Source organism: Streptomyces sp. NPDC001858 (assembly GCF_053594615.1).
In genome coordinates this window covers 210,357-223,128 of sequence record NZ_JBSFEV010000004.1, presented here as the reverse complement: position 1 = coordinate 223,128, position 12,772 = coordinate 210,357, and the positions used below count along the sequence as shown (strand labels likewise).

The following is a 12,772-nucleotide window of genomic DNA, read 5'->3' as shown; positions in this document are numbered from 1 at the left end:
GCCGCCAGCCTGGGATCTAGCGACCGGCCGCCGGGTCGCGGGCGATCGACGCGAGCGCGTCCCGGACGACGTCCCGCTCCCCCTCCGTCAGATCGCCGAACGCCTTCCTCGCGGGCTCGGCCTCTTCCAGCCGACTTCGCTCACGCCTTGCCCCCACCGGCGCGCGCGTCCTCCAGGGCTGCCATGACGTCGGGCGAGTTCCTGATGAGGATCCGGTGCCGGTAGGCCCGCACCACCGCCGCGGCACCCTCGAAATCGTTCGTGAGCGAAGCTCCTACGGCCGCCGCCAGCTCCTCCTCGAACCGCTCCCGGTCTCCCGGAAAGCCGTAGCGACTGAGGGCGCTGCGCAGGTCGTCCACGGTCCGGATCTCCGGAAGGGGCATCGCTCCCCAGCCGTGCTCGGGCTGTGCGCTCATGGTCTGCTCCTGGTGGACGGTCATGGCTCCGCTTCCCAGTATGGCGCTGCCCTGCCGGGCCGGGCATCGCGTGATCGTCACTTCGTCCCGCCCCCGCAGTCCGCCCACAGCAGTTTGCCGCCCTTGGATGCGCCCAGGTAGCGGAGTACCGAGACGCCGACGTCGTCCGCGCACGCCCGTACGAGGTGCAGGCCTCGGCCGGTTTCGGCGTCCGCCTCGGGTACGGTGCCGAGGGGGTCGCCCTTGAAGCCGGGAGGGACGCGCGGGTCCGTGTCCCAGACGGCGACGCGGACGCCGCCCGGCCGCGTCGACATGAGGCGCAGCGCGTACGCCCCCTCGGTGTGCAGGTGCGAGTTCGCCAGCAGCTCGGCCGCGAGGAGCTCCGCGGTGGGGGTGAGGTCGGGTACCTCGTGGGCGGCGAGGACGAGTCTGAGGACGCCCCTCGCGATACCCGGTGCGCGTGGATCGCGGGGAAGGTGCAGGGTGTAGTTCCAGGACGGCGATACGGTGGCCATCGGAAGTCTCCGGTCACTGAGGGGAGTTGGACGGGTGCCTGGTGTCAATGCCGTGGCGTCCCACGGTGCGCTTCCCGGCGGGGCGCCTGGACATGAAGATAGGGCTCGGCAAATGTCATTTGCGGGCTTTCGAGATACTTCAGTTCATATCTCGCTCGTGTGAGTGACCGACAGAACGCGCGTCCAGGAGGATTCACGTGCCTGCAAGGCCCCGGCTGACGGCCCGTCGTCTCCGACTCGCGGTGGAGTTGCGCAAGTTGCGCGAGCGCGCGGGCATGACGGCGACCGAAGCCGCACGCACGCTCGGCACCAGCCAGGGGCAGCTGAGCAATGTGGAGTCAGGCCGGTTCGGCGTGAGTCCCGAGCGCGTGAACGCGCTGGCGCGCGCGTACACATGCTCGGACCCCGCGTTCGTCGAGGCCTTGGCCGCCATGGCAGCCGACAAGACCCGCGGATGGTGGGAGACGTTCCGGGAGGTGCTGCCGCCGGCGCTTCTGAACATCGCGGAACTGGAGCATCACGCCACCGCGTTGCGGTCCGCCAACACCGCGCACATCCCGGGGCTGCTCCAGACCGCCGACCACGCTCGCGAGATCTTCCGGCAGGTCGTACCCGAGTTCTCACGATCGGACGTCGAACTCCGCGTGAGCCATCGGCTCCAGCGCCAGGCGCTCCTGGAGCGGAGCGACCCGATCCCGTTCAGCGCCGTCATTCACGAAGCCGCTCTGCGCGTGCCCGTCGGCGGCCCCGCTGCCGCCAAGCGTCAGCTTGAGCACCTCCTGGAGCACAGCGAACGCGAGCACATCACCGTCCAGGTGATCCCGTTCGCCATCGGCGCGTACCCCGGGTCCGGACAGAACATCCACTACGCGTCCGGCCCCCTGCCCCAGCTCGACACGGTCTCACTCGACCAGTCCCATGGTCCCGTACTCCTGGACGCCGAGGCACAGTTGGAGATGTACCGCATGCTGCTGGACCGCATGGAGCGCGTGGCACTGGAGCCGTCGAAGTCCCGCGACTTCCTCCGCGGCCTCATCAACGACCTGTAAGGAGATCCGATGCCCACCCACACCTGGCAGAAGTCGTCCTACTGCGGGCAAGGCGAATCGTGCGTCCACATATCCGCCGATCTCGGCACCGGCCCCGCTGCCATTCGCCTCATCGAATCCGGCGACGCCTCCCGCTCCGTCCTGACCGCCACGCCCGCCGCCTTTGCCGCGCTGCTGGGCGCGGTGTCTCAGGACCGCATTACCTGAGAGGTAATCGCGTCGCCCCGGCCGGGCCGGTCAGACTGGCGGTCGGTTCGCGTCGGAGGGCGCGGATCCAGCTGGGGAGGGAACGACCTTGTCGTCGGACACGCAGTCTTCGGTCACGCACACCACCACCCGCGCCGCTGTCGAGGAACTGCTGCGGCGGATCGGGGAGGGGGATCCCGGGCGTATCGCGGAGTTGTACGCCGAGCGCGGGGACTGGAAGTTGGACTGGCCCGAGGGGGAGCACGGTCGTCCTCGGAGCGCCACGCCCTGGATCCGGCATCGGGCCACCCGGGCCGACGCCGCCGCCCACTTCCGCGAGCTCGCCGAGCACCACGTGCCGGGACAGGCGGCGACCGAGATCGAGCGGATCCTCGTCGACGGGGACGACGCCGTCGTGCTCGGTGAGATCCGGCAGACCGCCCGCTCGACCGGGCGGGCCTACCGCGCCCGGTTCGCGCTGCATCTGACGATCGAGGACGGCCTCGTCGTGCGGCATCACGTCTATGAGGACAGCCTTGCCGTCGCACGGGCGTTCGACCCGGAAGCGGGCTGACCCTCCGCCAGGTCCGCTGCCACCGCCGCGTGGTCCGAGGGCCAGACGCCGTCGACGGGGCCGTGGCCCGCCCGCCACACCTTCCGCACATGGCCCTCGCCCGCCGGGCCGGGCAGGCCGACGTGGATGTAGTCGATGCGGGCCGGAGGCTCCAGCACGCGGGCCGCGTAGGGGTTCTCGGGGGTCCAGGTGGCCGCGGGGGCGGTCGGGTCGGCGTAGTCCCAGGCGTCGTAGAGGACCTGGCCGGGGACGGCCGGCGCGGTCCTCGTCCCGCCGAAGAGGCGTACCTCGTCGGAGTCCGGCCAGGCGTTGAAGTCGCCGGTGACGACGGGCGGGAACGGGGTGTCGGCGCGGTGCCGGGCGACGAACTCCGCCAGCGCGGTCACCTGGGCGCAGCGCACCGCCGACGCGTGCGTGACCGACGTGAGGTGCGCGGTGAAGAAGGGGACGTCGAAGGCGGGTGCGGCCACGCGCGCGTAGAGGGCCAGGCGGCCGTCGGCCAGGTCGGGGGGCGTGGGGAGCGGCAGCGTCTCCTGCTCCACCACCGGCCAGCGGCTCAGCACCGCGTTGCCGATGTCGATCCCGGCGGCCCCGCTCCCGTCGCCCTCGTCGCCTATGCGCTTGCGCCAGCGTTCCGGGGACGGCGACGGCGCCCACGCGCAGTGCAGGCCCAGCTCGCCGGCCAGCCACTCGGCGAGGTTCTCGTCGCCGGCCGCCCACACCTCCTGGAGGCCGATCACGTCGGGGCGCAGCTCCCGCAACACCGACAGGATCGCCTTCTGCCGTTCCCGCCAGGGGCCGAACCGCCACCACAGGTTCCAGCTCACCACGCGCATGTGCAGCCACCCGCTCTCGTCACGCAGAAGGGGTCGGGGGACCATTGAAGCAACAGATGCGACAGCAGCGACAGCAGCAGTACTGTCCGCGAAGGAGTGCCACGGATCATGGCCCGGCCCACCGACCTCCGCTTCCGCGCGACCACCGCCGTGCAGCGGTACCTCGCCAACCCGCTCATGCGCCGCCTGCCGTTCCACACGCTCCTGGAGACCACCGGCCGGGTCTCCGGCCTGCCCCGCCGCACCCCGCTGGGCGGGCGGCGCGAGGGCGACACGTTCTGGCTGGTCTCGGAGTTCGGGGAGCGGTCGCAGTACGTCCGCAACATCCAGGCCGATCCGCGGGTACGGGTGCGGATCGGCGGGCGGTGGCACCACGGCACCGCCCACCTGCTGCCCGACGACGACCCGGTCGCCCGCCTGCGCACCCTGCCCAAGGCCAACAGCACGGCCGTCCGGGCGCTGGGGACCGGGCTGCTCACCGTGCGGGTCGACCTCACCGACTGACGTCCGATCGGGCGAAGCGCCTCGGCTCAGGCCGGGGCTTTGGCCGCCCGCGCGTACAGGCTCGTCACCAGTTCCGCCACCGCCCGCGGTGCGCGCAGCGTCGGGAAGTGGTCGCTGTCCGGGTGGCGGAGCAGCTCGCAGCCGGGGATGCGGGCGGCCATCTCCTCGTTGCAGCGGACCACTTCGGGCTGGTCCCGTTCGCCGAGCAGCAGCGCGCAGGGCAGGTCCAGCTCGCCGAGGCGGTCGAAGAGCGGGGGTTCCTCGGCCTCGTGGCCGTAGGTCGTGAACCAGGCGGGGATCGCCGCGCGCAGGGCCGCCGTGGCCTCCGGGTCGGGGGGCGTGCCCGCCGCTCCCCACAGCCGCAGCGCAAGCGCGACGAGGCCGTCCATGTCGCCGGCCTTGGCCAGGGTCTCGATCTGTTCGGTCACCTCCCGCACCTCCACGTCGGGGTAGCCCGAGACGCCCGGCACCAGCAGTCCGAGTCCGGCGACTCGGCCGGGCTCGTCCAGCGCCATGCCGATCGCCGTACGGCCGCCCATGCTGGAGCCGACGAGCACGGCCCGCTCCACGCCGAAGTGGTCGAGGATCGCGCGCAGGTCCGCGCGCTGGCTGTAACCCGTCGCGGGCTTGGGCGAGTTGCCGTAGCCGCGCGCGTCGTAGCGGATCAGACGGGGGAGGTGGGTCAGGTGGGGCAGGACCGGATCCCAGAGCCGGGAGTCCCCGACTCCGGGATGGAGCAGGACCACCGGTAGGCCCTGGCCCCCGGCCCCCGTCTCCGCCGCCCAGATTTCGCCGTTCTCGACCGTCACCATACGTTCCATACCGGTCACCGTACGTTGCCATGGCGACGGTGGCCATGGTGCGGCGGCCGGAACGCCGACGGGCGGCGTGCTCCGACGTGATGTCGGGGTACGCCGCCCTGGGGCGAAGCGAGTTGCGAAGCGAGTTGCGAAGCGAGTTGCGAAGCGAGTTGCGGGGTGTGGCCCGCGCCGTCATGGCCGCTACTTCGGGTCGCGGTTGTACGTCGAGGCCGACCAGAAGTAGCCGAGCACCGCGAGCCCCAGGCTCCAGGCGACCGCGAGCCAGCCGTTGTGGCCGATCTCGGTGCCGAGGAGCAGTCCGCGCAGGGTCTCGATGGCGGGGGTGAAGGGCTGGTACTCGGCGATGGGCCGGAACCAGCCCGGCATGGTGTCGGCCGGGATGAAGGCGCTGGAGATGAGCGGCAGCAGGACCAGCGGCTGGGCGCTGTTGGCGGCGGCCTCGGCGTTCGGGCTGGCCAGGCCCATGCCGACGGCGATCCAGGTGAGCGCCAGGGAGAAGAGCACGAGCAGTCCGAACGCGGCCAGCCATTCCAGGGCCGTGGCGTCGGTGGACCGGAAGCCGATGGCCACCCCGACGGCGCCGACGAGGACGACGCTGGCGACGCACTGCAGCACACTGCCGACGACGTGCCCGATGAGCACGGAGCCGCGGTGGATCGCCATCGTGCGGAAGCGGGCGATGATGCCCTCGTTCATGTCCGTGGAGACGGACACCGCGCTCCCGACGACGGTGCCGCCGATGGTCAGCATCAGGATGCCCGGGACGATGTAGGCGATGTAGTCGGAGCGGTCCGTGCCGCCGATGCCCACGCTCATCACGTCGCCGAAGATGTAGACGAAGAGCAGGAGCAGCATGACCGGCGTGAGCAGCAGGTTCAGCGTGAGGGACGGGTAGCGCCGGGCGTGCAGGAGGTTGCGGCGCAGCATGGTGGAGGAGTCGCGCACGGCGAGGGAGAGGGAGCTCATCGGACGTTCTCCTTGGACTGACCGGACTGACCGGACTGGCTCGGCTGGTTGGACTGGCTCGGCTCGTCGGACTGACGGGACTGGCTGGGGACGTCGGCGCCGTCGGTGAGGGCGAAGAAGACGTCGTCGAGGTCGGGGGTGTGCACGGTCAGTTCGTCCGCCTCGACGCCGACGGAGTCCAGCCGGTCGAGGAGGGTGCGCAGGACGCGCTGGCTGCCGTCGCTGGGGATCTGCAGGGACAGCGCCTCGTCGTCCCGGGCGGCCTCGCCCACCGCGGAGGCGGCGGAGCGGTAGGCGGCCGGGTCGGTGAAGCGGAGCCGGACGTGTCCGCCCGGGACGATCCGCTTCAGCTCCTCGGCGGTGCCCTCGGCCGCGATCCGGCCGTCGTTGAGCACGGCGATGCGGTCGGCGAGCTGGTCGGCCTCCTCCAGGTACTGGGTGGTGAGGAAGACGGTGACGCCGTCGGAGACCAGCTCGCGGATGATCTGCCACATGTTGTGGCGGCTGCGCGGGTCGAGGCCGGTGGTCGGCTCGTCGAGGAAGATGATCCGCGGGCCGCCGACCAGCGTCATCGCGAGGTCCAGGCGTCGCTTCATACCGCCGGAGTAGCCGGCGGCCGGCTTCTTCGCGGCCTCGGTGAGGTCGAAGCGCTCCAGCAGTTCGGCGGCGGCCCGCCGTCCCTCACTGCGGGAGAGGTGGTGCAGGTCCGCCATGAGCAGCATGTTCTCCTCGCCGGTGATCAGACCGTCGACGGCGGAGAACTGCCCGGTGACGCCGATCGCCGCACGCACCGCCTGCGGTTGAGCGGCCACGTCGCGGCCCGCGACCTGCACCTGCCCGCCGTCGGCCGAGATGAGCGTGGAGAGGATCTTCACGGCGGTGGTCTTGCCGGCGCCGTTCGGGCCGAGCAGGGAGAAGATCGTCCCTTCGGGGACGGCCAGGTCGATGCCGTCGAGCACGACCTTGTCCCCGTAGGACTTGCGCAGCCCGTTCGCCGCGATGGCCAAGCTGGTCATGATGGGTGCTCCTTCAGAGGCTGCTTCAGAGGCTGTTCAGCGGTTGCTTCGGCCGTTGCTTCGGCGGGTGCCTCGGCGGTTTGCTTCAGCGGTTGCGGGCGACGGTCAGAGGCTGTGGGCGGTGATGTCGCCGTAGCCGGTGGTGGCGTGGACGGTCAGGCCGGCGTCGGCGCCGTCGGCGTTCTTGAGGGTGTTCTGGATCCGGCCGAAGCCGGTGCCGGCGTCCAGGGAGGCGGAGACCCCGTGGGCCGCGCCGACCGAGATGTCGCCGTGCTGGGTGCTCAGGGTGAGCGTGCCGCCCAGGGCCTCGGCGACGCGGAGGTCGCCCTTCTGGGTGCTGATCTCCGCCGGGCCGTTCAGTCGGCCGACCGAGATGTCGCCGGCGAGGGCGATGAGGCGGACGCTCGCGGCCTCGTCGAGCTTGACCGCGTCCTGCGGGCCGTACGCGCCCTCGAAGACGACGTCGCCGAGCCGGCCGACGCCCCGGAACTCGGCGCTGCCCGCCTTCGCCTCGACGCGGGAGCCGGTGGGCAGCTGGACGGTCACCTCGACGGATCCGGAGGAGCCGAGGATCCGGTTCTTCGCGGCCGGGGCCTCGATCCGCAGGACGCCGTCCGCGTAGCCGACCGAGATCTGCTCCGCCGCCTTCACGTCGCGGCTCTTGGAGGCGTTCGCCGGCCGGACCTCGACGGTGGTGTCGGCGCGGTCGGCGGCGATGAACTGGATGCGTCCCGCGGGGATGTCGAGGACGGTGGAGACGGCGGCGGGGGTGTCGAACTTCTGCATCGTTCTCTCCTTGGAGTCGTTGTTTCCGATGAGGAAAAAGCTACGTTGCGTTCACGAACTTGGCAACGCCGTCGTTGCATAGAAATGACATTCACGCAGGTAAGAGCAGAGAAATCGTTGCAACGACCTGGAGGCTAATGCAATAACCACACTCTGCACGTTGCAATGAAATGGGAGTGAACGCTATATTGGGAGGCACCACGGAGCACGAAGGAGACCGCGATGCCGGGAGGCAGGCTCACCCAGCAGGAACGCCAGCAGATCGCAGTGGGGCTGGCCGACGGCCACGCCTACGCGGAGATCGCCAGAGGCATCGACCGTCCGACGTCGACGGTCACGCGTGAGGTGCTGCGCAACGGCGGCCCCACCGCCTACCGCGCCGAACTCGCCCACCGCGCCACCGAGCAGCGCGCCCACCGGCGCAGGCAGAGCGCGACCCGGGACCCGAAGGCGCCCGCGCAGCCCCACGGGCGCGACGCGGAGGCGGTGCGCGCGTACGAGGAGGTGCTCACCACCGTGTTCATCTCGTCGGGCATGCCCACGATGATGGCCCGGGTGCTGGCAAGCCTCCTGCTCACGGACTCGGGGAGCCTCAACGCGTCCGAACTCGCCCAGCGCCTCCAGGTCAGCCCGGCGTCCGTCTCCAAGGCGATCGCGTTCCTGGAAGGCCAGGGCATGGTCCGCCGGGAACGCGACGAGCGCCGGCGCGAGCGCTATGTCGTCGACGACGACATCATGTACGACTCGATGATGGCCAGCGCCCGTGGCACCGCCCAGGTCGCCGAGACCGCACGGCAGGGCATCGGCGTCCTCGGCCTGCGGACCCCGGCCGCCGTCCGCCTCGAGAACATGGCCCGCTTCCTCGACTTCGTCTCGGAGAACACCGCCCGCGCCGCGGAACAGGCCCGCGCCATCCTCCACACGAAGCCCGAGACGGCCTCGGACGGCACTGCCGAGTCGCAACCGAAGCCGGATCACCCATAGCACCGGGCACGACAGAGCCCCCTACGGATCCTTGTCCTCGGATCCGTAGGGGGCTCTGTCGTTGCCGGCGCCTACCGCGCGGCGCGGCTCGGCTCGGCTCGGGTCACTTCGCCGGCTTGTAGAACGTGTACGTGGCCGCGTACGGCACGCTGACCTGCTCGGCGCCCGTGCAGGCCGTGGTCGGGGCCACCCCGCCGGACGTGTCGAGGCGCTGGATGTAGCTGACGTCCGCGAAGGTGCCCGCGCCGCGCGTGGCGGTGGACTTCAGGAGCAGCTCGGGGATGGTGCCGGCCTTGGGGGACGTGGCGACGGCCGCGGCGTTGACGGCGCTGCCGTCCACCGTGGACACCCAGACCGGGCCGCGGGAGTGCAGCGCGAGCGGGCGGTGGGCGCGGTCTCTCTTGGCCGACAGGGTGGCGGCGGGCTCCAGGAGCTTCCAGACGCCGTCGGTGCAGGTGTAGGTCTGGACGCCGCGGGCGTCGAAGACGCCGGTGAGACGGTTGCCGTCCGGCACCTTGAGGGCGGCGGGAGCCTTGACCGAGGTGACGGACGACTGCGCGGGCGCGGCATCGGCCGTCGTGGCGAGCACGGTACCGGCGAGCGCGACGGCAGCGGCCGTGGTGGTGAGGGCGAGACGCTTGGCGAGCTTCAAGTGGGGTCTCCAGAACGTTTTCTGAATGTCCTTCAGGGGAAGACATGTCGAATGGACAGATGTGCTGTCCCTGTCTCCCGCGTCGGGACGTTACGTGCCCGCCCGCACGATTCGGAGGCTACTGGCCGGTTATGGGCCTCCGGCACCACGCTGTCTGCACGCCCGGGACACCGCCGTGGCTCAAAAGGGCACATCATCCCGGCCAGACGATCGACTGCACCTCGCTGTACGCGTGCAGCGCGTACGAGCCGACGTCCCGGCCGACGCCGCTGCGCTTGAACCCGCCGAACGGGGCCTCCATGTTGCGGCCCACGGTGTTGATCCCGACGCCCCCGGCCCGTAGCCGCCGGGCCACGCGGAAGGCGCGGGCCACGTCGGCCGACCAGACGTAGTCGATGAGGCCGTAGTCGCTGTCGTTGGCCAGGGCGATGCCCTCGTCCTCCTCGTCGAACGGGATGACCGTCACCACCGGGCCGAAGATCTCCTCCCTGGCCACCCGCATGTCGTTCGTGCAGTCGGCGAGGAGGGTCGGGGCGACGTAGAACCCCCGGTCCAACGGCGGACGTTCGCCGCCCGCGACGACCACCGCGCCCTCCTTCCGGCCCAGTTCGACATAGGACTCGACCCGGTCCCGGTGCGCGGCCGAGATCACCGGGCCGACGACCGTGCCCGCCGCCCTCGGATCCCCCACCGTCAACCGACCCGCATACGCCGCCAGTTGCTCCACCAGCCGGTCGTACACCCCGCGCTGGGCCAGCACGCGCGTGGGGGCCGTGCAGATCTGGCCGCTGTAGAAGGAGAAGGTCGTCCCGATGCCCGCCACCGCCGAGCCGACGTCCGCGTCGTCCAGGACGACCGCCGCACCCTTGCCGCCCAGCTCCATCAACTGGCGTTTCATGTCCCGGCCGCACACCTCGGCGATGCGCTGTCCGACGGCCGTCGAGCCGGTGAAGCTGACCATGTCGACGTCCGGCGACGACACGGCCGTCTCACCGATCTCGACCGCGCGCCCGGAGACGACGTTGACCACCCCGCGCGGCGCGCCCGCCGCCTCCAGCGCCTCCGCCATCCGGTAGACGGACAGCGGATCCTGCGGGGCGGGCTTCACCACCACCGTGTTGCCCATGGCGAGGGCGGGGGCGATCTTCCCGGCCGGGTTCGCCCAGGGGTTGTTGTAGGAGGTGATGCAGGTGACGACCCCGACCGGCTGCCGGACCGCCACCGCGCCCATCACCCCGGCCTTCCCCATCGGGCCGGCCTCGTTGATCTGCGGCGGGACCGGCCACTCGGCGGGCTCCACGCGCGCGTAGCGGCGAAAGCGGGCCGCGCCGACCCCGACCTGCATCGCGCGCGCGGTCCCGGTCGTGGCGCCCGTCTCCGCCTGGGCGAGCTCGGCGTAGGGCGCCAGCCGGCCGCGGATGATGTCCGCGGCCCGGCCGAGCACCGCCGCCCGCTCCTCGGGCGAGGTGCGCGACCACGAGCCGAAGGCCTCGCGGGCAGCGGCGCAGGCCGCCCGCACCTGATCCCGCGAGGCCTCCGGGGCCCACCCGACGGTCCCCTCGGTCGCCGGGTCGACGATCTCGTAGTGACCGCCGTCGGGTTCGGCCCAGACCCCGCCCACGAACAGCCGCTGCCCGTCGAGGGCTTCCCCCTCCGCCGCCTCGTCGCTCACCTGGTGCTCACCGTCCTGGTGTCCCGCCCCGAGCGCAGCACCCGTCCCGGCACGGCGCCCGTCACGACGTCGTCCCGGATGGCCGCCACGCCGTTGACCCAGACCGCCCGCACCCCGATCGCCTTGGAGTCGAGCCGCGGACTGTCACCCGGCAGGTCGTGCACCAGGGTGGCCTTGCCCGCGTCGATCCGCTCCGGGTCGAACAGGACGAGATCCGCGTGGAAGCCCTCCTGGATCCGCCCCCGCTCCCGCAGTCCGAACAGCTGCGCCGGATCGTCCGTGAGCATCTTCACCGCCTGCTCCAGACCGGCCAGCTTCCGCCCGCGCAGACAGTCGCCGAGGAAGCGCGTGGTGTACGGCGCCCCGCACATCCGGTCCAGATGCGCGCCGGCGTCGGAGCCGCCGAGCAGGACGTCCTCGTGCTGCCAGGTCTGAGCCCGCAGCGCCCAGGAGTCGGGGTCGTTGTCCGTGGGCATCGGCCACAGGACCGTCCGCAGGTCGTCGGCCGCGCAGATCTCGACCAGACAGGCGAAGGCGTCCAGCCCGCGTTCGGCGGCGATGTCGCGCACCACCCGGCCGGTGAGCCCCTCGTTCGCCGCGCTGTAGGTGTCGCCGATGACATACCGCCCGAAGTTCGTCAGCCGCCGGAAGACGCCCGCCTCCTTCGACTCCCCCCGCCGCACCATCTCCGCCCGGACGTCCGGGTCGCGCAGCCGCTCGATGCGCTCCGGGACCGGCAGGGCGAGGATCGGACCCCACCCCGGGATCAGGTTCAGCGCGCAGAACGTGCCCAGGGACATGTTCATCGGCGTGAGGATCGGCATGGTCAGCGCCACGACCCGGCCGCCGGCCTTGCGCGCCCGCTCGCTCGCGAACAGCTGCCGGGGCACCCGCTCCGGGACGGCCGCGTCGATGGTGAGAACGTTCCAGTTCAGCGGACGTCCGGCCGCCGCGCTCATCTCCGCGAACAGCTCGATCTCGGCGTCGCTGAACTGGTCCAGACAGCCCGCGACGATCGCCTCGATCTGCGTGCCCTCGTGGTCGCCGACGGCCCGCGACATCGCCAGCAGCTCCGCCGGGAGCGCGTGGCGGGACGCGACGGGCTGCCCGTCCCCGTCGGAGTGGGTGGAGGACTGGGTGGTGGAGAAGCCCCAGGCCCCCGCCTCCATGGCCTCGTGCAACAGCCGGACGATGGCGGCCAGTTGCTCTTCGGTGGGCTGCCCGCCCACCGCCTCCGGCCCCATCACATGCCGCCGCAGCGCGCAATGCCCCACCATGAAGCCCGCGTTGACGGCGATCCGCCCCTCCAGCGCGTCCAGGTACTCCCCAAAGCCGCTCCAGGACCAGGGCGCCCCCTCCTCCAACGCGACCAGGGACATCCCCTCCACCTTGGACATCATCCGCCGCGTGTAGTCGGCGTCCTCGGGGCGGGCGGGATTCAGCGGCGCGAGCGTGAACCCGCAGTTCCCGGCGGCGACGGTGGTCACCCCGTGGTTCAGGGACGGGGTCGCGTACGGATCCCAGAACAACTGGGCGTCGTAGTGCGTATGCGGATCGACGAACCCGGGCGCGAGGACGAGCCCGGCGGCGTCCTCGACCGTACGCGACTCCTCGGTGACCGACCCGACGACGGCGATCCGCCCGTCCCGGATCCCGACATCAGCAACAAAGGCGGGCACACCGGTCCCGTCGACGACGGTCGCGCCTTTGATGACGTGATCGAGCATGGGATGCCTCCTCAAGATGCGTGCGGGATGCCCACCCAGGGGCGCGGGGCTGTTTCGATGTGCGGCTA

Annotated in this window: 16 protein-coding genes; 5 read left to right on the top strand and 11 right to left on the bottom strand. The window is 71.5% G+C overall.

Annotation, left to right across the window (positions count from 1 at the left end; all coding sequences use genetic code 11):
- Nucleotides 1-16 precede the first annotated feature (16 nt).
- Genes ACWCPF_RS07710 through ACWCPF_RS07700 form a run of 3 tightly spaced genes read right to left on the bottom strand, consistent with a single transcriptional unit; the run spans nucleotide 17 to nucleotide 931 of the window.
- The gene (locus ACWCPF_RS07710) at nucleotides 17-157 is read right to left on the bottom strand and encodes a hypothetical protein (protein WP_451044057.1); all 141 of its coding nucleotides are present in this window, start codon (nucleotides 155-157) and stop codon (nucleotides 17-19) included.
- Entirely contained in the window at nucleotides 141-440 is a 300-nt protein-coding gene (locus tag ACWCPF_RS07705; RefSeq protein WP_451044056.1) for a hypothetical protein, read from the bottom strand. The genes ACWCPF_RS07710 and ACWCPF_RS07705 overlap by 17 nt, the downstream gene beginning before the upstream one ends.
- Before the next feature lie 53 nt (nucleotides 441-493).
- Nucleotides 494-931 carry an ATP-binding protein gene (locus ACWCPF_RS07700; RefSeq protein ID WP_451044055.1) on the bottom strand — a complete coding sequence of 146 codons (438 nt, stop codon included), beginning with the start codon at nucleotides 929-931 and terminating at the stop codon, nucleotides 494-496.
- 197 nt (nucleotides 932-1,128) lie between these two features.
- Between ACWCPF_RS07700 and ACWCPF_RS07695 the strand changes: the two genes are divergently transcribed.
- The 3 genes from ACWCPF_RS07695 to ACWCPF_RS07685 all read left to right on the top strand — a co-directional run bounded on the left by ACWCPF_RS07695 (nucleotide 1,129) and on the right by ACWCPF_RS07685 (nucleotide 2,740).
- A complete protein-coding gene (locus ACWCPF_RS07695) occupies nucleotides 1,129-1,980 on the top strand; it encodes a helix-turn-helix domain-containing protein (protein ID WP_451044054.1) in 852 nt (283 codons plus the stop codon).
- A gap of 9 nt (nucleotides 1,981-1,989) precedes the next feature.
- Nucleotides 1,990-2,187 (top strand): DUF397 domain-containing protein, encoded by a 198-nt coding sequence (locus ACWCPF_RS07690; RefSeq protein ID WP_451044053.1) that lies wholly within the window; start codon nucleotides 1,990-1,992, stop codon nucleotides 2,185-2,187.
- 88 nt (nucleotides 2,188-2,275) lie between these two features.
- Complete coding sequence (locus ACWCPF_RS07685; RefSeq protein ID WP_451044052.1) at nucleotides 2,276-2,740, top strand: nuclear transport factor 2 family protein; 465 nt, start codon at nucleotides 2,276-2,278, stop codon at nucleotides 2,738-2,740.
- Here the strand turns inward: ACWCPF_RS07685 and ACWCPF_RS07680 are convergent.
- Complete coding sequence (locus ACWCPF_RS07680) at nucleotides 2,689-3,576, bottom strand: endonuclease/exonuclease/phosphatase family protein (RefSeq protein ID WP_451044051.1); 888 nt, start codon at nucleotides 3,574-3,576, stop codon at nucleotides 2,689-2,691. The two genes, ACWCPF_RS07685 and ACWCPF_RS07680, sit on opposite strands and share 52 nt — an antisense overlap.
- A gap of 108 nt (nucleotides 3,577-3,684) precedes the next feature.
- Between ACWCPF_RS07680 and ACWCPF_RS07675 the strand changes: the two genes are divergently transcribed.
- Nucleotides 3,685-4,080, top strand: a complete 396-nt coding sequence (locus tag ACWCPF_RS07675; RefSeq protein ID WP_451044050.1) for a nitroreductase/quinone reductase family protein — start codon at nucleotides 3,685-3,687, stop codon at nucleotides 4,078-4,080.
- Between the two features lie 26 nt (nucleotides 4,081-4,106).
- On the opposite strand, the gene ACWCPF_RS07670 is transcribed toward ACWCPF_RS07675, so the two are convergent.
- The 4 genes from ACWCPF_RS07670 to ACWCPF_RS07655 all read right to left on the bottom strand — a co-directional run bounded on the left by ACWCPF_RS07670 (nucleotide 4,107) and on the right by ACWCPF_RS07655 (nucleotide 7,669).
- Complete coding sequence (locus ACWCPF_RS07670) at nucleotides 4,107-4,901, bottom strand: alpha/beta fold hydrolase (protein WP_451044049.1); 795 nt, start codon at nucleotides 4,899-4,901, stop codon at nucleotides 4,107-4,109.
- A 180-nt stretch (nucleotides 4,902-5,081) separates the two neighbouring features.
- Entirely contained in the window at nucleotides 5,082-5,867 is a 786-nt protein-coding gene (locus ACWCPF_RS07665; RefSeq protein ID WP_451044048.1) for an ABC transporter permease, read from the bottom strand.
- Nucleotides 5,864-6,883: an ATP-binding cassette domain-containing protein gene (locus ACWCPF_RS07660; protein ID WP_451044047.1), complete on the bottom strand. Its 1,020-nt coding sequence runs from the start codon at nucleotides 6,881-6,883 to the stop codon at nucleotides 5,864-5,866. The genes ACWCPF_RS07665 and ACWCPF_RS07660 overlap by 4 nt, the downstream gene beginning before the upstream one ends.
- A 105-nt stretch (nucleotides 6,884-6,988) precedes the next feature.
- Nucleotides 6,989-7,669, bottom strand: coding sequence for a DUF4097 family beta strand repeat-containing protein (locus ACWCPF_RS07655; RefSeq protein WP_451044046.1), 681 nt, complete (start codon nucleotides 7,667-7,669; stop codon nucleotides 6,989-6,991).
- Between the two features lie 222 nt (nucleotides 7,670-7,891).
- Here ACWCPF_RS07655 and ACWCPF_RS07650 point away from each other — a divergent pair, with 222 nt between their 5' ends.
- Entirely contained in the window at nucleotides 7,892-8,653 is a 762-nt protein-coding gene (locus tag ACWCPF_RS07650) for a helix-turn-helix domain-containing protein (protein WP_451044045.1), read from the top strand.
- A 103-nt stretch (nucleotides 8,654-8,756) separates the two neighbouring features.
- Here the strand turns inward: ACWCPF_RS07650 and ACWCPF_RS07645 are convergent, their stop codons facing one another.
- The 3 genes from ACWCPF_RS07645 to ACWCPF_RS07635 form a co-directional block, all read right to left on the bottom strand.
- Nucleotides 8,757-9,305, bottom strand: coding sequence for a DUF3455 domain-containing protein (locus tag ACWCPF_RS07645; protein WP_451044044.1), 549 nt, complete (start codon nucleotides 9,303-9,305; stop codon nucleotides 8,757-8,759).
- A gap of 193 nt (nucleotides 9,306-9,498) precedes the next feature.
- Complete coding sequence (locus ACWCPF_RS07640; protein ID WP_451044043.1) at nucleotides 9,499-10,977, bottom strand: aldehyde dehydrogenase family protein; 1,479 nt, start codon at nucleotides 10,975-10,977, stop codon at nucleotides 9,499-9,501.
- Nucleotides 10,974-12,704, bottom strand: a complete 1,731-nt coding sequence (locus ACWCPF_RS07635; protein WP_451044042.1) for an N-acyl-D-amino-acid deacylase family protein — start codon at nucleotides 12,702-12,704, stop codon at nucleotides 10,974-10,976. Before ACWCPF_RS07635 ends, ACWCPF_RS07640 begins: the two co-directional genes overlap by 4 nt.
- Nucleotides 12,705-12,772 lie beyond the last annotated feature (68 nt).